Source organism: Psychrobacter cryohalolentis K5 (assembly GCF_000013905.1).
Taxonomy (GTDB): Bacteria; Pseudomonadota; Gammaproteobacteria; order Pseudomonadales; family Moraxellaceae; genus Psychrobacter; species Psychrobacter cryohalolentis.
The window spans coordinates 1,279,126-1,299,880 of sequence record NC_007969.1; the positions used below are offsets into that span (position 1 = coordinate 1,279,126).

Sequence of the window (20,755 nt, forward strand, 5' to 3'; positions counted from 1 at the left end):
ATGAATATTGAAACGATAATAACACGTGCATGGCAACGCAAAGCAGCTTGGCTTTGGCTACTGTTGCCAGTGAGTTGGCTGTATGCACTGTTAATGGTACTGCGCCGCCAAGCTTATAAAGTAGGTATTCTTGCCAGTTACCGTGCGCCTATTCCAGTTATGGTGATTGGTAATATCACGGTGGGTGGTAGCGGAAAGACACCATTAATTATTGCTTTGGTTCGACATTTGCAGCAGCAAGGCATTAAAGTAGGGGTTATCAGTCGCGGTTATGGCGGTGATAGTAGCCAGATGCCAGCATTGGTTACTACAGAGAGCCCCCCTAATGTGGTCGGTGATGAGCCATGTCTCATTGTTAATACGACAGGGACAGCCATGGCCGTATCTCCTAACCGTCAGCAAGCGATTGCTATTTTGCTAGAGGCTTATCCAGATCTACAGCTTATTATAGCTGATGATGGTTTGCAGCACTATGCGCTGCAACGTGATATTGAATGGGTTGTGGTAGATGCGGCGCGAGGGTTTGGGAATAAACAGTTGCTACCGACAGGATTTTTACGCGAACCCATATCACGCCTAAAGGATGCAAATGTCATTTATCATCACAAGCCAGACGCATCATCGATATACAATAAATCTGATCATAATACCCTTCTAACTGAGCATTTAACGATGCATTTACAACCAGATGATTTAGAACTGTTGTGGTCATCTAATAATCAGATAGATAATTTAGCCGTAGTAGCCATGGCACCTGAGAAAGGCAGTCAGGTACATGCGGTGAGCGGTATTGGGTATCCTCAGCGTTTTTTTGATACTTTAAATGCGCTTGGTTTTGAAGTTATTCCGCATCCTTATCCTGACCATTATGATTTTAGTCTGGATGAACTGTTGCAGTATGCTGACCATCCTATTATCGTGACCAGTAAAGATGCCGTGAAAATAAGAGCTTTGATAATGCAAGCCATTATTAATCAAGCGCTGAGTGATGAGTATAAAGAGCTGGTCAGCAGATTATGGGTATTGCCAGTGACGGCAGTATTGTCAGACAGTTGTTACGAGAGTTTACAACAGCAATTGCAAACCTTGGACATCGATATAAGCATGAGAAAGCAATAATATAGCGTTTATCATATAAAGATTTAAAAGGTTTTATAGGAACAGATTATGTCATCAGCCCTTATGCCCGTCAAAACTCATATCGTCATTCCTGCACGTTTAAAAAGTACGCGTTTACCTAACAAGCCATTATTAACCATTCATGGCAAGCCTATGATACTTTGGGTGGCTGAAAAAGCACGATTGGCGGATTTTGCCGATGATATGTGTATTGCAACCGATGATGAATCGATTGCAAAAATTTGTCTAGATGCAGGTTTTGATGTGGTGATGACAAGCAGTGAACATGCTTCAGGCACGGACCGTTTGGCTGAAGTGGCTGCCATCAAAGGCTGGGCTGCCCATGATATAGTGGTTAATATGCAAGGTGACGAACCACTAGTGCCGCCATTGTTGTTAGAGCAAGTTAAAACATTATTGGTACAAGATGCAGAGAGCGTCATGGCAACTTTATGTGAGCCAATCGAGGACTATGATACTTTTATGCGCCCATCCGTCGTTAAAGTGGTCAGTCAGACGTCCAATGATCAACAACGGGCGCTTTATTTTAGTCGCGCGCCGATTCCTTGTAATCGTGATGTGGTATTAACCAGTGAGAATAGTAAACAGCCGCCAAAAAATGCCTATCGTCATCTAGGCTTATATGCTTATCGCGTCAGTTTGCTACAGCAATTTGTCCACTGCTCACAAACGCCGCTTGAAATACTGGAAAGCTTAGAGCAATTACGTGTGTTGGAAAATGGTGGACATATCGCCATTGCTAAAGCCGCCTGCTCATTACCTGCAGGTGTCGATACGCAAGAAGATTTGGATCGTTTAAATGCCATGAGTTTGACAGATTTCCAAGATTATTAATGCGGAATAGCCTAAGCAATAAAAATACAGTTTCTATTGAAATAGTTTTAATTAAATTTTATAGCATTATTTTTATTCCAAATTACTCTTAGAAATTATGCTCTAACACAGATTTTTAATTGAGAAATATTAAGTGAGTGCCATGAGTGAGCTGACAAATATGACAGATGATATGTATTTTGCGCCACTATTGCCATGGCAACACGAACTTTGGTCGCAGCTGACAATGCGGGTACTAGCGCCGCAGCAATCTCTACCTCATGCGCTGTTAGCAGCTGGTATGCAAGGCATGGGCAAGCGCGCTTTTGTATGGCGATTGGTGGCATGGTTATTATGCCGCGCGCGTGATGAGCATCCACTCGGCGCTTGCGGTCATTGTGAGAGCTGTCAATGGCTTAGATCAGGTACGCATCCAAGCTTACAAGTGCTACCGCTAGTCAGCCTGCCAGTCAATGCTGATAGCAGCGCTCAAAAAGAAGCGTTAGCTAATAGTACAAAAGATAAAAAATCTGCTAAGACAGCGAGTAACGCGTCATTAAAAATAAAGGTGGATGATATTCGTGCCTTGCAGCCTTTTATTTATCAAGGCGGGCAGGGAATGCGTATTTGTGTATTAGATCATGCTGAGAAAATGACCATTGCCGCCGCCAATGCGCTACTTAAAACCTTGGAAGAACCCCAAGCCCAAGTCCATTTATTTCTGATTAGTGATGCCCCTGCGCAGCTGCTCCCAACGATTAAAAGCCGCGTTCAGCAATTGGCATTACAGACGATTGACCCTGCTGTCGCAGTGGACTATGTGACTAAAGCATTGGGCAGCAATGTCCATCGTGAAGCAGTTGGTACAGATGCCATTGAGCAGCTTATCCAGTTAGCAAATGGTGCGCCTTTAGCAGCTGTGGCACTGGCTCAGGCACCGTGGTATAGCAAGCGCGCGCTATGGCTGACAACATGGCAGGCATTACGTAGCGGTAAGCGCAGTAGCGTGGCGGCAAGTGATTATTGGCAAACCCAGCTTGGTATTGTCGAATTTATCCAGCTGTCTGAACTCATGATAATCGATATCCGCCGTGTTGGTTTGGGCTTTGAAGCGCAGCAAAAAGACATTAATTTTTTAATTAATTTAAATGATTATCAACCTATTGATAGTGGGTTAGAGGTGTTTGCGCATAGCTTACAACAGACAAAAATTGCGCTGCAACAAAACGTGCAAGAAAAATTCGTCTATGATAAGCTGATGCAAGATTTGGCTTGCTTGTAATAGACAACAAAGCCTAAAGATGCTTTCGCATATCAGTGCATGCCACTAACTTATTATCAGTATGTATACTCTAATACTATACAAGATAACCCTGTGTGAAAAAATACTGTAAACCTCATGGATAAAGGAAGCTGAATATGGCAATGCCAGGACGTGGTGGGATTTTAACCTGTCATATTGAAAACATAGATATGCTATATGCAAGCTATCTGTCCTTTGTTACCAATGGGGCATTGTTCGTGCCGTCTGATCGAGCGCAAAAACTGGGTGACGAAGTTTTTATTGCTGTTACTTTGCCCAATTCTAGCGAGCGTTTGCCTATGAATGGCAAGGTAGTTTGGATTAATTCTAAAGCTCAAAGTGGTCGACCAGTAGGTTTTGCAGTCCAAATGGGCACGGACATTACGGGATTAAGAATAAAGAACGAAGTTGAGCGTCTATTGGCAGGTAAGATCGACAGTTTGCAGGCTACTTATACTATGTAGTTTTAATATTTATCAGCAATCATAATAACTATATAAAAGAAGCCTTATAACTCTTTATAAGGCTTCTTTATGAGCAATATTTTTTAGACAGTGTGAATGCTAATAATTAGTAGCGCGGCGGCACATACATATCATCAGGAATAGGCTCGCGATAATATTCATCATCACGCTTACGATCAGGTAGCTCCACCTCATCGCGTGGCACTTCTTTATAAGGAATTTGCTCAAGTAAATGGGCAATACAATTGAGCCTTGCACGTTTTTTATTATTGCCCTCAACCACCCACCAAGGCGCTTCAGGAATGTGCGTACGCTCAAACATCGTCTCTTTTGCTTTTGTATAATCTTCCCAGCGTCGCCGTGACTGCAAATCCATCGCTGACAGCTTCCATTGTTTCAGTGGGTCATGAATCCGGCTCATAAATCGAGAATGCTGTTCATCATCAGTAATTGAAAACCAATATTTTACCAAACGTATGCCCGAACGTACCAGCATACGCTCAAACTCTGGTACTGATTGAAAAAACTCTTCGTACTGCGCATCCGTACAAAACCCCATAACACGCTCGACGCCCACGCGGTTATACCAGCTACGATCGAATAAGACAATCTCGCCTGCAGCAGGTAAATGCGCCACATAACGCTGAAAATACCACTGTGATTGTTCACGTTCAGTAGGTGCAGGTAGCGCAGCCACTCGACAAACACGGGGGTTTAATCGTTGGGTGATACGTTTAATCGCCCCACCTTTACCCGCAGAATCACGCCCTTCAAATATCACCACAATGCGCTCACCGCGATCAACGACCCAATCTTGCAGTTTAATCAGCTCACGTTGTAAACGTACCAGCTCTTGAAAGTAGGTACGCCGATCTAACCGCTCTTGCTCACTCATCTCGCGACCATCAAACCGGAAATCGCGTACATAATCGTCTATTTCATTCTCAAGCTCTTCATCATAACTGTCAATTAAGTCTTGATGCATCTTGCGTTTTAACTCATCGTTCAAAAGATCTTTATCCATACGCTCTATGAATGTCACTTGCTCAGGTGTAGTTAATTTACTGCGTTCTTGCTCGGTTAAAGATGTCGGGTCAATTATTAAGGGTTTTTTACCCATGATGCGCTCCTGATAAATATTTTTATTATGCTGTTACTATCTTATAGCCCGTTGAATCCAAAAGTACGTCGATATAAGTGTCGTTTTTACAAATATCTTTATTCTGTTTTATACCCATCTTTACTTTAGCATAGCCCGCTCAATTCTATGAGTAGAGTAAGCTTCATTATTGTGTTAATAAAGTAGCCAATATTTATTTAGATAAAAAAATACCCTCTAATCAATAGATTAAAGGGTATTTTTAAAACTGCATCAGTCTTACACGTTGTATTTACATATCACTATTTTTCTAAGATACAGGTCACACCTTGACCGCCAGCGGCGCAAATAGAGATAAGCGCACGACCTGAGCCTTTTTGATCTAATAGTTTGGCAGCAGTGGCTAGGATACGACCACCGGTTGCAGCAAATGGATGACCTGCAGCAAGTGATGAGCCGTTGACGTTTAGCTTACTACGATCGATAGAGCCTAGTGGCGCGTCAAGACCTAGACGCTCTTCACAGAACTTCTCGTCTTCCCATGCAGCAAGCGTTGATAATACTTGTGAAGCAAAAGCTTCATGGATTTCATAAAAATCGAAATCTTGTAGCGTCAAACCAGCACGCTCAAGCATACGCGGTACGGCATAGGCCGGTGCCATGAGCAAGCCTTCTGTATCACCAGATTTACCGATGAAATCAACAGCCGCTGTTTCTTGATGGACGATATAAGCCAATGGTTTTAGACCATGTGCTGCCGCCCACTCATCAGTACCCAATAGGATACAAGATGCACCATCAGTCAATGGGGTAGAGTTAGCAGCAGTCATGGTTGGCTTGGCATTCTTTTTACCAAAAACAGGCTTGAGCTTAGCTAGCTTCTCTAAAGTGGTATCTGGACGCAAGTTGTTATCGCGGGTCAGACCTTTATATGGGGTAATTAAATCATCAAAGAAACCTTCGTCATAAGCGCGTGCTAGGTTTTGATGACTATTGAAGGCAAGCTCATCTTGCGCTTCACGGCTGATGTTCCATTCTAGCGTAGTGATCGCTTGATGGTCGCCCATGGATAAACCAGTACGTGGCTCACCATTTTGCGGCGTATCAAGTAAATCTTTCGGGTTTAGACCCATCAATGCTTTTAGGCGTTGTTTATTGTCTTTAGCTGCGCCCAATTTAATCAATACTTTACGTAAGCCATCGCCGACTGCGATAGGCGCATCAGAAGTAGTATCAACACCGCCAGTAATAGCTGAATCGATGATACCAAGCGCGATTTTATTGGCAGAAGCAAACGTCGCTTGCAAGCCAGTACCACAAGCTTGAGAGATATCATACGTTGGGGTATGTGGGTTAAGTGCAGTATTTAATGTCGCTTCACGAGTCAGGTTGATATCGCGACTCAGTTTCATAACTGCACCAGCAACGACTTCACCGATTTTTTCATCTTGTAAGTTAAAACGCTCGACCAAACCATCTAACGCAGCAGTGAGCATATCCGTGTTGCTAACATCAGCATATGAGCCGTTTGAGCGAGCAAATGGGATACGGTTGCCACCTAGGATAGCCACACGGTTCTGACCTGAGCTAAGCTTAGTCGTACTTGCTTTTTTAGCCACAGTATTTGTTTTCTTAGCAGGAGTCGCGTCAGCCTTTTTAGATGCTTCTTTTTTATCACTGTTACTTTTTGCCGCACTTTCTTTAGCTGCGTTATCCTCTTTCGTAGCAGTGGTTTTACTATCTTTTGCTACGGTGTCTTTTTTAGCGCTATCAGCTTTTGGTTCTGCTTTGGCATCTGTTTTTTTAGCATCAGTGGTGTCTGATTTTACAGCAGTATCGGTGCTCTTAGCATCACTGGCTTTTACCACGGTGGTCTCAACTATAGGACTATCTGGATGATTGTTTTTGTTACTCATAATATTATCCTTAAAAAATATGGGTAGAAATAGAAGAGGGAAGTTATCAAAAAAATATTTAAATAATAGAAGTCTTTATTCTAAAAACACCTAAAATACTCTAGATACGTATTACCATTTATTGCGATATATATTACACATTATTGTCATACAGCATAAGACGCTTTTTATAACCTTACTGTATATCTTTAGCAAACGATGTGACGCTTAACCGTAGATATTGCAGTGTTTACAAGGATAAATACAAGCTTTATAAACTGGCTAGTACTGATTAAAAGCATTGCATAATCGTAGGTTTGATAATATATTGTTATCGATAAATGGATTTTCTATAACTTATAGGTCTTATTTTAGCACAAACCAAAATCCTTTAACGGCAGAAAAATAGACCATCTTGTATACTGGCTTGTCTACATATTGCTATGGACATTAGTGGTTTTTGGACTTATTCGGTATGAATGTGTATAGTTAAGACCGTTTCTAACCTATTTAATAAGTACTTATTATTTATAAATGATGATGTTAATGTCGCTTTATACAGGTAGTTTTTATAATCAATGCACTTTAGTAGCGCGCATTTCATCATAGATACATTTTATTCTTGTTTACTATTATCTTACTCATCAATTAAAGGATTATATTATGTCAGACCGTTATGGTGATTTTGTTCAGTCGTCTATTGGTAAAAAGGTCGCAAAGAATTTGGGCTTACCAATGCCAGTAGATCTTGACCGTTTTGATAGTGGTCAACCTTTGGTACGTGGCAGCGTGCTGGTTGGTCGTGCTAATGGTGGCGATAACGCAGTTAGTGCGTCAGTGGCTCGTATTTTGTCAGAGCTGCATACGGAAATCTTTGTAAATAGTGGTGATGACGTAAAAGATACCCTGTCGGATGCAGGCGTCAAAGCCAAAGCCAATACTGGCAGTGATGATAAGTTTAAAGTTTTATTGTTTGATGCCAGCAATATTAGCAATGCTGAAGAGCTCAAACAAGTGTACGAGTTCTTTCATAGCGTTGCGCGCCGTGTCGAAAAATCAGGTCGAGTGATCGTCATTGGTCGTCCACCAGAAGCGTTGACTGATATCGAAGCCGCATTGGCGCAGCGTGCCCTTGAAGGTTTTGTAAAATCAGTTGGTAAAGAGTTTAAACGTGGTATTACTGCACAGCTTATCTATGTGGAAGCAGGCGCAGAGCAGAATTTAGACTCAACGCTACGTTTTTTCACGTCAGCGCGTTCAGCTTATGTGTCAGGACAGGTCGTACGTGTCAGTAATGGTTCCAATGTCGATGTCGATTGGAACCAACCACTAGGTGGCAAAACCATGCTAGTCACTGGCGCAAGTCGCGGTATTGGTGAAGCAATTGCCCGTGTATTGGCTCGTGAAGGGGCGCATGTTATTTGTTTAGATGTACCACAGCAGCAAGCTGACTTGCAGAAAGTGGCAAGTGAAATTAGTGGTTCGGCTTTGACGGTGGATATTACCAGTGCTGATGCTGGTAAAGAAATCGCAGAAGCTGCACAAAAACGTGGTGGTTTGGATTCAGTGATTCATAATGCTGGTATCACACGCGATAAAACACTAGCAAACATGGATGATAAACAGTGGGATATGGTGCTCAATATCAATTTGGGCAGTATCGCTAAGCTCAACCGTTATTTACTAGATAACGATGTACTAAAAGATGCTGCACGTATCGTCTGTGTGTCATCAATCTCAGGTATCGCTGGCAACTTGGGTCAAACCAACTATGCGACTTCAAAAGCTGGTGTCATTGGTTTAGTCAATGCAACCGCCAAGCAGCTAGAAGACAATGCAAAAGGCATGACCATCAATGCAGTTGCGCCAGGATTTATCGAAACGCAAATGACTGAAGCGATTCCATTTGCTATCCGTGAAGCAGGTCGTCGTATGAACTCGATGAGCCAAGGCGGTTTACCAGTCGATGTTGCAGAAACCATCGCATGGTTTGCATCGCCTGCTTCTGGTGGTCTAAATGGCAACGTTGTCCGCGTTTGTGGTCAAAGCTTATTGGGTGCATAATTGTCCTAATACCATATGAAAATGCAGATAATAACGAGGGATATGTGAGCCATAAAGCTGGTCGCTGATTGCTTTTATTAAGCAAGGTATTGAGGTTACTTCACATATGCTTACGAAAAAACTGCTCATAACTTGTAATAAAGCTGCCCAAGGGTGGCTTTTTTATGATAAAAACAAAGTGACAATAAGCCAAACACCGTTGCGCCTATTTTAGGATTTCATCTTATATTTTAGTCATCGAATTCATAGCATATTAAATGCCATCAAAAAACTACTCAATCCCAACTTAGGATGTATTATGTCAGACAAACATTATGATGCATTGCCCAAAGCGCATACTACCTATGCAAATATTGTCAAAAGCCTATTGCCTATCGGTAATAATGGTAAAGTTAGCCGCGATGAGTTGCCGCAAGCGACGTATTTTGTAGATGATTTGCATGTCGATCAAAGTAATCTAAATGATTATCGTAAAATTTGCGGCTTTGCAGACGATGGCAATGTGCCAATTACGTATTTTTCGGTGCTGTCACAGGCATTACAGATGAATATGATGGTCAAAGAGCCATTTCCATTTGCTATGCTAGGACTGGTTCACGTCGATAACAGCGTGACCCAGTATCGTGCCATTGAGCAGAGTGAAACAGTTGCTATGTCAGTGATGTTTGATAATTTGCGTGACCATGCCCAAGGTCAGCAGTTTGATTTTGTCACCACGGTAAAAGCAGAAGACGAAATCATTTGGGAAGGCACGTCGACTTATCTATCACGCAGCAAAAAACCTGCCAGCAGTAAGGACAAAAAGAGTACGCCGCGTCCAGTAGCCGTTAAGCCATCAATCAATGAAGAGGGTGTTCACAGTATTTTTGAAGTGCCAGAAGATATCGGTCGCCGTTATGCGTTTGTCTCTGGTGATTTTAACCTGATACATTTGCATCCATTATCAGCGCGTGCCTTTGGTTTTCCAAAAGCTATTGCTCATGGTATGTGGTCAAAAGCTAAGTGTTTGGCGATGATGGGCGAGCTGCCTGATGCTTGTACGGTTGAGGTGTCATTTAAGCTGCCTATTTTCTTACCATCTGAAGTAGAGCTTATCGCTGATCCACTTGCTCAGTTAAAAGGCGCAGAAGATACTTGCCAGTTTGGTTTGTTTAGTGCAAAAAATGACAAGCCGCATCTTGCTGGTGTGATTACCTTGCAGGATGAAGCAAAGTAAAATATAATTTTTATATCAAAAATCATTACTATTGAACACATTTATCCTTATGACTTTACATGAAAATTCAAAAAGCACCGAATGCTCTGCTCATTCAGCTGCGGTAGACAAAGCAACAGTTGCTGATGCTAGCAGTGCCGACACTAGTAGCAACGATAATGGCAACGATAATGGCATCGATCTTGCCACCATATTTGAGCCATATTTTCGTCCTGATGAAAATACCATCGTATGCGGTGCGCTTGATGATGAAAAGGTGGCCGCATTGGCAGCAGCTGGAGTTGAGTTGGTTATTAACTTGCAGCCTGATGAAGAGCTGAAATTCGATGAAAGTACAGCTGTAGAGCAGGCAGGCATGCAATACGAGCATTTACCTATCAATGGTACTGCTGACTTGAAACAGCTTAAAATACTGGCGTTTGATAACATACTACGTCAGCATCATGGCAAAAAAATTGCCATGCATTGTGGCTCTGGCAATCGTGTTGGCGCTGCCATAGCCTTACGGGCTGGTTGGTTACGTGGACGTAAAATGGATACGGCTATGGAGCGTGGGCGTAGTCATGGTTTGACTAAACTTGCAGAAGAGGTTCATAATCGATTGCTAGTACCGCGTTAAATCATAAATATCCCTAACAATAAAAAAGGCGACCTTAGGGTTGCCTTTTTTATTGTGTGATACATTATAAAAATATTTTGGAGGATAGAGATTTTTTATGCTGATAAGATGTATGACAGGCTTTAAACTGAATAACTTCATAAATATAAAATAGAACAGGGCACTTATGAAAAATAATAATGAAAGCATCTCTACAGCTACCCAGCAAAACGCTACCGTAGGTACATATACTGACAATCATATCCAACGTCGCCTTCAACAGTTGCTAACAGATTTGCAGCTTGATGATGCGCCGGCAGGCGGCGCATTAGTGGTTTATAAAGCTGGCAAATGTATCGCACAGGCAAGTGTGGGACTGGCACGTGCTGATTTATCATGGAATCCAGATACTTTATCATTGAACTTTTCGACTGGTAAAGGCATCTTGACGACACTGGTTCATGTATTGGTATCACAGAAAAAACTGGATTATGACCTACCGATTGCCTATTACTGGTCAGCATTTGGCGCGCAAAATAAAGAGAAAATTACTTTACGCAGTGTGATGTCGCATCAAGCCGATCTATTTTCGATTCAAAGTATTGACCTCGATAATGAAACTGTCCTTGATTGGAATATGATGCTAGAGAAAATTGCAGCAATGCCTGTGACTGCCCCTGAGCAGGCGGAATTATACGACAGTGCTTACAGTGCCTTGGTCTATGGTTGGGTGCTGGGCGGCATGATAGAAGCCGTTACTGCGATGCCACTGGCTCAAGCATTACGCCATTATCTAACAGAGCCATTAGGTATTGCCAACAGCTGCTACTTTGGTGTACCAGAAAATCAGGTCGACAAGGTTGCGCGATTGGTTAAAAACTTTGAGTCAGTAGAAGAAGTGTCAGAAAATGCACAAGAAAGCTCACAACCGCAGTCACGTTCCCGCCGTCATAAACCAGTTTTAAAACCAGATTCAGTAGATACCTTGCAAACTTATAGCGATTTACCAAGCTATGCCTGCTGGCAACAACAAGCAGCCAATCAGTATGTAATCCAATCAGTAACAGCTGATAATAAAGAGCAGAGAGGGAAAGTATTGCCAACATTGGATACGGCACAAATCAACCGTTTATACTTTGATAACAGTCAGCTGAATCTTAAAAACTATAAAGCAGCCCTGTTACTTGCGAGCAAAGAGCCGATTGACTATTACCATCCGCAGACTTTACAAGCTACTATCCCTGCTGCCAATGGCGTCGCATCAGCACATGCACTGGCGACGATTTATGCGATGTTGGCTAATGGTGGTATGTGGCAAGGGAAAACACTCATTGATGAAACAACTTTTAAGCAGCTATCAACGCCGCAAGTCACTGGTATGGATGCCGTTATGCCAGCCCATATGGATTGGCGCTTGGGTTATCATCGCCGCTTTAGTATCTGTGATAGCGATAGTTTTGAGGTAAACACTCACGATACAAAATTTCATGCGCCACAAAGTTTTGGACATATGGGCTATAACGGTTCGGTTGCATGGTGCGACCCTGAGCGGCAGCTATCGTTTGCCTTTGTCCATAATTTTGATGTGACCATGCTCAATGATATCCGCCAGTTTGCGCTGACGGAAGCCATACTAGGTCTAATTGATGCTGAGATTTAATCAGCATTATTGCTTTATAAATAGCATTTTTTAGTTAAAGAAATACTGTTCATCTTATTATTGCGCTTTGTTTGGTGTCATTTTAAGCAGCTGTTTTGCTGTTAGACCATGTATAAAAATAGACGCTAAAATTACAATTGAGCACACTATCCAAAGTTTAAGGGCATCTTCATCATTAAAAAACCCTTGGTTGAGTGCATAAGATAAGTAGTACAGGGTACCGATGCCGCGGATACCTAGGGCTGATATGGCGTATTTTTCAGTACGCGGTAGATTCAGCCCTGATAAGGCAATAAAGCCGCCAAGCGGACGAATCAATAATAAAAAAGTAAAGCTGACGATATAGACGCGCCATGTTAGCTCAACGCCAGCTTGTAGACCTTGTCCAAGGAACATGCCAAAGATGACAAGCACCAGTGACATGAGTAAACCTTCTGATTGCTCAGCAAAATCATGTAATTTATGATGGTAAGTGTGTTCAGATTCTGAACGACGGAACGCAAATGCCGCGACGAACACGGCAATAAAGCCATAACTATGGACGTATTCTGCCAATCCATATGCCACCAAAGTTAAGGCAATGACCACATAACCTTGAGACATAGTCGTCTCACGGCTATACTTTGAGAACACCAACTTTGCCATGACTTTGCCAACGAAGATGCCGACCAGTAACCCTGCGCCAATCTTCCACAATACATCATGGGTAAACCAAGACCACAGCATATCGCCCGTAAAACGCTCTCCTTCGCTATAGGCTTCTGCGATCTTAATCGCAAGATATACAAAAGGGAAGGCAAGCCCATCATTTAACCCTGCCTCTGAGGTTAAGGTAAAGCGTGGTGTATCTTCACCTCCGGTATTGGGCGGTCCAACTTGAATGCTAGAGGCCAATACCGGATCCGTTGGGGCAAGGACAGCGCCGAGTAAAATCGCAGCACCTATTGTCATACCAAAGGCATAGTAACCTAATACTGCCATCGCAAAGATACCGATGGGCATGGTAATCAGGAGTAGGCGCATCGTCGGACGCCATAATCGCCAAGACAGCTCAGTATCAATCTTGATACCCGCACCGACCAAAGAAACCAACACTACGATTTCAGTCAGTTTTTCGATAATCAGTCCATTATCGATAGGGTTCAAAAATGCCAAACTTGTCCAAAAATAGCCCATCATCAAACCAAAGCTTAATTGCAGCATGGGCAAGGAGATAGGCGTGCGTTTAAAGATAATCGGAAATAGCGCACCGAATACGAAGGCAATGCCGCAAACCAATAAGAATAAATTGTAATTTTCAATCATGAGGTTGGTGCACGCTGTTATATTTAATTTAAAGTTTAAAAAAGTCACACTTAGTAGCCGTTTATAATGACGGTAAAAACATCTAAATATCGCAAAAAATCGTTATCAGATAGTGATTAAATAGACAGATACGTTGTTTTTTGGTGAAAAAAAGCCTGCATTGCGCAGGCTTAATAAATTCAGTTCAAGAAGGGTACTTAAATATTATTGTCTAACGTTCAACTTGGCTGACGTCACGTACAGCGCCCGTATCGGCACTGGTGGTCATTGCAGCATAGGCACGTAAAGCAGGAGAGACATGACGCTCACGGCTAACGGGTTTCCAAGCATCACGTCCACGACTTTCCATTTCTTCGCGGCGAGCAGCTAACTCTTCATCACTGACCTGCATATTGATGGTACGGTTTGGGATATCAATATGGATAGTATCGCCTTCTTGCACTAGGCCAATGGCGCCGCCTTCAGCGGCTTCTGGGCTGGCATGACCAATAGACAAGCCTGATGTCCCACCAGAGAAGCGACCATCTGTAAGCAGCGCACATTCTTTGCCTAGGCCTTTAGATTTTAGATAAGTCGTCGGGTAGAGCATCTCTTGCATACCAGGACCGCCTTTTGGACCCTCAAAACGGATGATAACTACATCGCCTGCGACGATTTGATCATCAAGCACCGCTGCTACTGCATCATCTTGTGATTCAAAGATGCGTGCACGTCCGGTGAAAACCAAGATGCTGTCATCAACGCCGGCAGTTTTGACCACACAGCCACGCTCAGCAATGTTTCCGTATAGAACGGCAAGACCGCCATCAGTTGAATAAGCATGTTGGGCACTTCGGATACAGCCTGACTCTCGGTTCACATCCAGATTTGACCATTCTTTTGATTGTGAGAAAGCCTCAGTCGTCCGTACGCCACCAGGGGCTGCAATATAGCGTGCACGTGCTTCAAGATTGTCAGGATTCATAATATCCCATTTATCAATCGCTTCTTTCATCGTGGCACTATGGATAGTTGGCAAATCGGTATGCAGCAAACCAGCACGGTCAAGCTCGGCCAATAGCGCAAAGACACCACCAGCACGATGCACATCTTCCATATGATACTTTTGTGAAGCAGGGGCAACTTTAGCCAAACAAGGGACGCCACGACTTAAACGGTCAATATCGTGCATTTTGAAGTCGACTTCGGCTTCATGTGCAGCAGCAAGCAAATGCAAAATAGTATTGGTAGAGCCGCCCATGGCGATGTCTAAAGTCATGGCATTTTCAAACGCGGCTTTAGTAGCGATAGAGCGCGGTAGGACTGAATCATCATCTTGCTCGTAGCGACGTTTGGCTAGTGACACGATAGTACGACCCGCTTCTAGGAATAGCTCGCGACGTAGCGAATGGGTTGCCAATAGCGAGCCATTACCCGGTAATGCCAATCCTAATGCTTCGGTCAAGCAATTCATCGAGTTGGCAGTGAACATGCCAGAGCACGACCCACAAGTCGGGCACGCTGAGGCCTCAATAGCAGCGACATCTTCATCACTAATGCTATCATCGGCCGCGTCCATCATCGCATCAACGAGGTCAAGCTTACGAATGGCATTACCTTTACTGTCAGTGCTATGGACGTCGCTACTACCATCATTATTATGACTGTGTGCGACCGTGCTGGCGATAATTTTACCCGCTTCCATTGGGCCACCTGAAATAAAGACGACGGGGATATTGAGGCGCATGGCTGCCATCAACATACCCGGAGTGATTTTATCGCAGTTAGAAATACATACTAGCGCATCGGCGCAGTGGGCATTGACCATATACTCGACAGAATCAGCAATCAAATCTCGACTCGGTAGTGAATACAACATGCCGCTATGACCCATGGCAATACCATCATCAACAGCAATGGTATTAAATTCTTTTGCCACGCCACCCGCTTTTTCAATCTCGCGTGCAACCATTTGTCCCAAATCTTTTAAATGCACATGGCCGGGTACAAACTGGGTAAAAGAGTTGGCAATTGCAATAATAGGTTTGCCAAAGTCGCCATCAGTCATGCCAGTTGCGCGCCACAGGGCACGAGCACCTGCCATATTACGACCGCCGGTAGAGGTTTTTGAATTGTAATCCATGTGGTATTCCTTACAAATGAGCGAGATTTATTAATATGTGCAGCATCCGCTGCAATGTTGATAGTGTGCTTTTTATACCGGGCGAGTACTAGTGAATAATACTAAGTCGTTACCATACCATTAGATATGAGTAACTGAAAATAATTAACCTATAACAAAAAAGACTTAAGGGTCAATCATTTATGCAATGCGCTCCAAAATAGCGGTTTCAAACCAAGGGAGTTCAGCTTTATCTGCTTCTAGCTTGGCAATGACGACTAAGGCGTGAGTCGCTGGTAGGTATTGATACTCCATATTGGCTTCTATCGTCAATGGTAGCGGCTGATTGGTTTCTGTATCAATGCTCAGCTCGTCAATACTAATCAGTGCTTGTTTGTTGTTTTTATACAGGATATCAATACGACCAAAAAACTGCCATTCTTTAAAGGCTGCAATGATAGCATCATCTTTATCTTTAGTATAAATCTGCTGCGTCTCTTTACCAGTATTGGTCCAATGCAAACGCACAGCGAGTTGTAATGCTTCGCTAAATACCACCAATGAGCCAATCACCTTGACATGCCACGGATTGGATATGAGTGCTTCATCGATACCAATTAGCTTGGCAGCTTCTTGCGCTGTCATCGGTGTATTAAATTGTGCCAGTAGCTTTGGGGTTAAAGGATAGGTCTGCTTAACGACATCGTCCAAACTGTCATAATGATATAAAAATGGCAGCGGTAAGTCTTGAGTGATGGTCTTTTGACTGATTTTACAGTTATGAATACGCCAACTGATGGCTTTATCAGTCAATGCTTGCGCTAATATAATGGCATTTGGGTCAGTAGCTGGAGGGTTATTTGCCCCAAGCGTTTGCTCATGCTCACCATCGTTTATGGTAGCGTCATTGATAGACTGCGTATGAGCGTCAGTATTATTAGATAATTGAGTTGGCAAGGCAGTCAAATCCATCATGGTAAGGTCATCGAGAGAGTAGATTAATATAACATTTATCGCGCATGGCTCGTCAATAATTTAATCATCAACGAGAGCAGCAAGTTAGTTCATGAAGATCAATCAGTGATTATCTGATACTTGTACTTAAGTGAGATTTCGTCCACTATATTTAATGGTGTAAGTATTCGTTTAATACTCGCTATCCAAACAATACTAACTTTGATTCAATAATAATACAGGTTAAAGGAATAAGATAATGAGCCAAGCCAATCCGCAAACTACTTATAAAGACGATAATATTTTTGCCAAAATGCTCGATGGCGATATCCCTTATCATAAAGTTTATGAAGATGATAAGACTCTTGCTTTTATGGATATCATGCCACAAGCAAAGGGGCATGTTTTGGTCATTCCTAAGCAAAAAGCGGTGGACTTAGCTGATCTTGAACCTGAATATGCGGCAGCTGTGTTGATGACGGCTAAAAAAGTCATGGAAGCCCAACGTCAGGTATTTAATCGTGAAGGCATTGTCCAAATGCAGCTAAATGGTGCAGAAGCGGGGCAAACGGTGTTTCATTATCATGTGCACCTGATTCCTTCTAGTATTCATGAGCTTGGTCGCCATGCCGTCACACAAGCAGATCATGCCGAGCTTGCAAAAACAGCTGAACAACTGGCAGCGATTATTACTGCGTAATTTTAAAAACGTCTATCGTTGTTCTGAGTTAAAAGAACAGATAGTACTTACTCTTTAGATAATAATAAAAGGGCAACTAACAAGTTGCCTTTTTTGTTTTTAGGTAATAGTGCTGTAACAATAGTTCAAGTAATGTGACAAATGGGCAGCAATACTGGGGTTAGTAATCGGTTTGTGGTAAACATTAAGTCTACTTGATCGTTAATATAAGAATCTGCTTATGAAGAACAAATCCTCCCGTTCCACTATTCTTTTGCCCGTCTTCGTGCCGGCAGCAGCCATTATGCTGCTATTAGTGATTGGTACTGCCATTAATCCTGAGTCTGCTGGGGAACTATTTAGCACCGTTCTGAATTTTACCACTGAGACTTTCGGCTGGTTCTATATGTTAGCAGTCGCTATATTTTTGATGTTTATCCTTGTCTTGGCGTTTTCGTCTTATGGCAGTATTAAACTGGGACCAGATCATGCTCAGGCTGAGTATAATTTTCTTGAGTGGTTTGCCATGCTGTTTTCTGCAGGGTATGGGATTGCTTTACTATTTTACGGCGTAGCAGAGCCAGTCATACACTTTGCCAGTCCGCCACTCTCAACGCCGCAGACTATTGAGGCCGCAAAAGAAGCAATGCAAATTGCCTATTTTCACTGGGGTTTTCATATTTGGGCGATCTATGGCGTGGTTGGTCTGTCACTGGCATATTTCTCTTTTCGTCATGGCTTGCCCTTGTCAATGCGCTCAACACTATATCCACTCATTGGTGATAAAATTTATGGTCCGATTGGACATACTGTTGATGTGTTTGCCATTGTGGGCACGATGTTTGGTATCGCAACCAGTTTGGGGATTTCTGTATCACAGATCAATGCCGGGTTAAATTATCTATTACCAAATACGATACCTGTTAGTATTACAGTTCAGGTGATTATCATTGCGCTGGTGACACTAGCAGCTTTGGCATCTGTTCTCGCTGGCATGGATAAAGGGGTAAAGCGACTCTCAATTTTGAACATGATGTTAGCAACGGGGCTGATGCTGTTTGTTTTTATCGTGGGTCCAACCATCTTTATTCTAAACGCCTTTATGGAAAACACGGGCAGCTATTTAGGCAATATTGTTGAGCGTACTTTTAGTTTACAGGCTTATCAATCGAGTGATTGGATCGGCAGTTGGACACTCTTTATCTTTGCATGGACGATTGCTTGGGCACCCTTTGTCGGATTGTTTATTGCCAAGATTAGTCGGGGTCGTACTATCCGTGAGTTTGTATTAGGCGTGATGTTAGTACCAACCTTCTTTACATTCTTTTGGTTCGCGGTTTTTGGTGATACAGCGCTCCATATGATTATGGTTGATGGCTACGATGCACTCATTACTGAAGTGCAGAACAACCAAGCAATTGCGTTATTTAAATTATTAGAGAACTTGCCTTTTACTCAGATAGTGTCGTCATTAACAGTACTATTAATTATTACCTTTTTTGTGACCTCATCAGATTCAGGGTCGTTGGTGATTGACTCTCTTGCAGCGGGTGGACGCAGTGATACGCCATGGTGGCAACGTACCTTTTGGGTAGTGACTGAAGGGGCAGTTGCCGCGGCTTTACTGGTAGCTGGTGGACTGACAGCATTGCAGACTGCTGCTATTATCAGCGCCTTACCCTTTGCCGTTATTATATTGATTTCGATATTTGGCATGTGGCGAGCGCTACGTATTGAAGGTCATCGTAACCAGAGTTTAGGTAACGATAACCATTTGCCGCCGCATCTACTGAAACTAGAGGCTTGGCGCGAGCGTATTGATTATATGACTGAGCAGCCAACACGCGATAAAGTGCTTAGTTATATCAGAGGAACAATTTTATCTTCTATGAACGAAGTGGCTGAGAAGTTCGCCGATACAGGTTGGTTACCTGATGTGAATTATGATGAGATCAATAACCGCGCTGTATTAGAATTGAGAAGTGGCGATAATGTGGAGTTCTGGTACGAGGTTCGCTTATCAGAGCATGATATTCCTGATTATTATACGGAAGATATGGCAAACAAATTGCCGCAAGAGCACCATTACCGTGCTGAAGTGTATTTGCGCCGTGGTGGTCAGACCTATGATTTATATGGTTATGAATCAGTGTCGATTATTAATGACATTATCGATCAGTTTGAGAAATATCTACACTTTGTCAATGTTTCACCAGATATTCTACCGTGGCGTATGCAAGAGCATGATGAAGATATAACGCTTGAGCAGGGCAGTGTGTTTGATAAATAGGTATATTAAACAGGACATTCAATGTTGATAAACTTTATGAGCTGAGCAAATGATTACGTAATCCCTTGCAATATGCGCACGAATCCTTAGAATAACGGCTTGTTTTCATTGCCAATCAAGCCGTTTTTTATGTCTATTGATTCTCCAGTTTTACCTTCGTCTAATCCTACCTCAGACCACCCTTTATTGCAGCCACTCGTGATTGGCGGCTTGACGATTGAGAACCGTTTGATAGTTGCACCGATGGCTGGCGTGACAGACAACCCTTTTCGCAGATTGTGCAAATCTTTTGGTGCAGGTCATGCAGTCAGTGAAATGATTATCGCTGATACGGCATTGTATGCGCGCAAAAAATCGCTCTATCGTGCCAATTTTGATAATGAAATCGCGCCAATTTCGGCACAAATTGCTGGAGCTGAACCTGATAAATTGGCAGAAGCGGCGCGTTATCAGATTGATAATGGTGCACAAATTATTGATATTAATATGGGCTGCCCTGCCAAAAAAGTTTGCCGTAAATTGGCAGGCTCTGCACTATTGCAAGATGAGGATTTGGTTGCGCGCTTGCTAGATGCTGCGGTGAATGCCGTCGATGCGCCCGTTACTTTAAAAACGCGCTTGGGCTATGAGAATGGCCGTGAAAATATTTTGCGTGTTGCAAAGCGAGCAGAGCAAGCGGGTATAGCTGCTATTGCCATCCATGGGCGTACGCGTGAAGATATGTATACCGGAGAGGCGCGCTATGAGCTGATTCGTGAAGTCAAAGAAAGCATCAGTATTCCAGTAATTGCCAATGGTGATATCGATAGTGCGCAAAAAGCGCAGCGTGTTTATGAGCTGACCGGCTGCGATGCGGTGATGATTGGACGCGCTGCACAAGGACAACCATGGATATTTCGCGATATCGAGCATTTTTTGCGCACAGGTGAGACGCTGGCATCACCCAGTGTTAGCGAGATAAAAGGAATTGTACTGACACATTTAGAAGAGCTATACGGTTTTTATGGTGAATACTCAGGCTGCCGTATTGCTCGCAAGCACATTGCTTGGTATACCACCGGTATTCCGAACTCTAACGCCTTTAGGCAAGCCATGTATGGTGAGGAAAGTACCGCCGGACAGTTCCGTGTGGTAGAGGATTTTTTGAATGCTCATGAATAAACAATGAAGAGCA

16 protein-coding genes are annotated in these 20,755 nt (G+C 43.0%); 11 read left to right on the forward strand and 5 right to left on the reverse strand.

Annotation, left to right across the window (positions count from 1 at the left end; translation table 11 throughout):
- From lpxK to PCRYO_RS05490, 4 genes are all read left to right on the forward strand, one after another.
- Complete coding sequence (gene lpxK, locus PCRYO_RS05475; protein WP_011513400.1) at positions 1 to 1,119, forward strand: tetraacyldisaccharide 4'-kinase; 1,119 nt, start codon at positions 1 to 3, stop codon at positions 1,117 to 1,119.
- Between the two features lie 48 nt (positions 1,120 to 1,167).
- Positions 1,168 to 1,974 (forward strand): 3-deoxy-manno-octulosonate cytidylyltransferase, encoded by an 807-nt coding sequence (gene kdsB, locus PCRYO_RS05480; protein ID WP_011513401.1) that lies wholly within the window; start codon positions 1,168 to 1,170, stop codon positions 1,972 to 1,974.
- Between the two features lie 142 nt (positions 1,975 to 2,116).
- Positions 2,117 to 3,235, forward strand: a complete 1,119-nt coding sequence (locus PCRYO_RS05485; RefSeq protein ID WP_011513402.1) for a DNA polymerase III subunit delta' — start codon at positions 2,117 to 2,119, stop codon at positions 3,233 to 3,235.
- 137 nt (positions 3,236 to 3,372) lie between these two features.
- Positions 3,373 to 3,720 (forward strand): PilZ domain-containing protein, encoded by a 348-nt coding sequence (locus tag PCRYO_RS05490; RefSeq protein WP_011513403.1) that lies wholly within the window; start codon positions 3,373 to 3,375, stop codon positions 3,718 to 3,720.
- Positions 3,721 to 3,826: 106 nt separating this feature from the next.
- Here PCRYO_RS05490 and ppk2 read toward each other — a convergent pair whose 3' ends face one another.
- Both ppk2 and PCRYO_RS05500 read right to left on the reverse strand, forming a co-directional pair.
- The gene (gene ppk2 / locus PCRYO_RS05495; protein WP_011513404.1) at positions 3,827 to 4,840 is read right to left on the reverse strand and encodes a polyphosphate kinase 2; all 1,014 of its coding nucleotides are present in this window, start codon (positions 4,838 to 4,840) and stop codon (positions 3,827 to 3,829) included.
- 281 nt (positions 4,841 to 5,121) lie between these two features.
- A complete protein-coding gene (locus PCRYO_RS05500; protein ID WP_011513405.1) occupies positions 5,122 to 6,735 on the reverse strand; it encodes an acetyl-CoA C-acetyltransferase in 1,614 nt (537 codons plus the stop codon).
- A 642-nt stretch (positions 6,736 to 7,377) separates the two neighbouring features.
- Here PCRYO_RS05500 and PCRYO_RS05505 point away from each other — a divergent pair.
- The 4 genes from PCRYO_RS05505 to PCRYO_RS05520 all read left to right on the forward strand — a co-directional run bounded on the left by PCRYO_RS05505 (position 7,378) and on the right by PCRYO_RS05520 (position 12,252).
- Positions 7,378 to 8,778: a 3-oxoacyl-ACP reductase gene (locus PCRYO_RS05505; RefSeq protein ID WP_011513406.1), complete on the forward strand. Its 1,401-nt coding sequence runs from the start codon at positions 7,378 to 7,380 to the stop codon at positions 8,776 to 8,778.
- A 298-nt stretch (positions 8,779 to 9,076) separates the two neighbouring features.
- A complete protein-coding gene (locus PCRYO_RS05510; protein ID WP_011513407.1) occupies positions 9,077 to 9,994 on the forward strand; it encodes a MaoC family dehydratase in 918 nt (305 codons plus the stop codon).
- A gap of 49 nt (positions 9,995 to 10,043) precedes the next feature.
- On the forward strand, positions 10,044 to 10,613 hold the full coding sequence (locus tag PCRYO_RS05515) for a beta-lactamase hydrolase domain-containing protein (protein WP_011513408.1): 570 nt from the start codon (positions 10,044 to 10,046) through the stop codon (positions 10,611 to 10,613).
- A gap of 166 nt (positions 10,614 to 10,779) precedes the next feature.
- Positions 10,780 to 12,252: a serine hydrolase domain-containing protein gene (locus tag PCRYO_RS05520; RefSeq protein ID WP_011513409.1), complete on the forward strand. Its 1,473-nt coding sequence runs from the start codon at positions 10,780 to 10,782 to the stop codon at positions 12,250 to 12,252.
- Between the two features lie 57 nt (positions 12,253 to 12,309).
- Here PCRYO_RS05520 and PCRYO_RS05525 read toward each other — a convergent pair whose 3' ends face one another.
- The 3 genes from PCRYO_RS05525 to PCRYO_RS05535 form a co-directional block, all read right to left on the reverse strand.
- Entirely contained in the window at positions 12,310 to 13,557 is a 1,248-nt protein-coding gene (locus PCRYO_RS05525; RefSeq protein ID WP_011513410.1) for a cation:proton antiporter, read from the reverse strand.
- A gap of 211 nt (positions 13,558 to 13,768) precedes the next feature.
- A complete protein-coding gene (gene ilvD / locus PCRYO_RS05530) occupies positions 13,769 to 15,679 on the reverse strand; it encodes a dihydroxy-acid dehydratase (protein WP_011513411.1) in 1,911 nt (636 codons plus the stop codon).
- A 180-nt stretch (positions 15,680 to 15,859) separates the two neighbouring features.
- Positions 15,860 to 16,633 carry a hypothetical protein gene (locus tag PCRYO_RS05535; RefSeq protein ID WP_011513412.1) on the reverse strand — a complete coding sequence of 258 codons (774 nt, stop codon included), beginning with the start codon at positions 16,631 to 16,633 and terminating at the stop codon, positions 15,860 to 15,862.
- 238 nt (positions 16,634 to 16,871) lie between these two features.
- Here PCRYO_RS05535 and PCRYO_RS05540 point away from each other — a divergent pair, with 238 nt between their 5' ends.
- From PCRYO_RS05540 to dusB, 3 genes are all read left to right on the forward strand, one after another.
- Positions 16,872 to 17,312 (forward strand): HIT family protein, encoded by a 441-nt coding sequence (locus tag PCRYO_RS05540; RefSeq protein WP_011513413.1) that lies wholly within the window; start codon positions 16,872 to 16,874, stop codon positions 17,310 to 17,312.
- Between the two features lie 220 nt (positions 17,313 to 17,532).
- Positions 17,533 to 19,581, forward strand: a complete 2,049-nt coding sequence (locus PCRYO_RS05545) for a BCCT family transporter (RefSeq protein WP_011513414.1) — start codon at positions 17,533 to 17,535, stop codon at positions 19,579 to 19,581.
- A gap of 129 nt (positions 19,582 to 19,710) precedes the next feature.
- A complete protein-coding gene (gene dusB / locus PCRYO_RS05550) occupies positions 19,711 to 20,742 on the forward strand; it encodes a tRNA dihydrouridine synthase DusB (RefSeq protein ID WP_011513415.1) in 1,032 nt (343 codons plus the stop codon).
- Positions 20,743 to 20,755 lie beyond the last annotated feature (13 nt).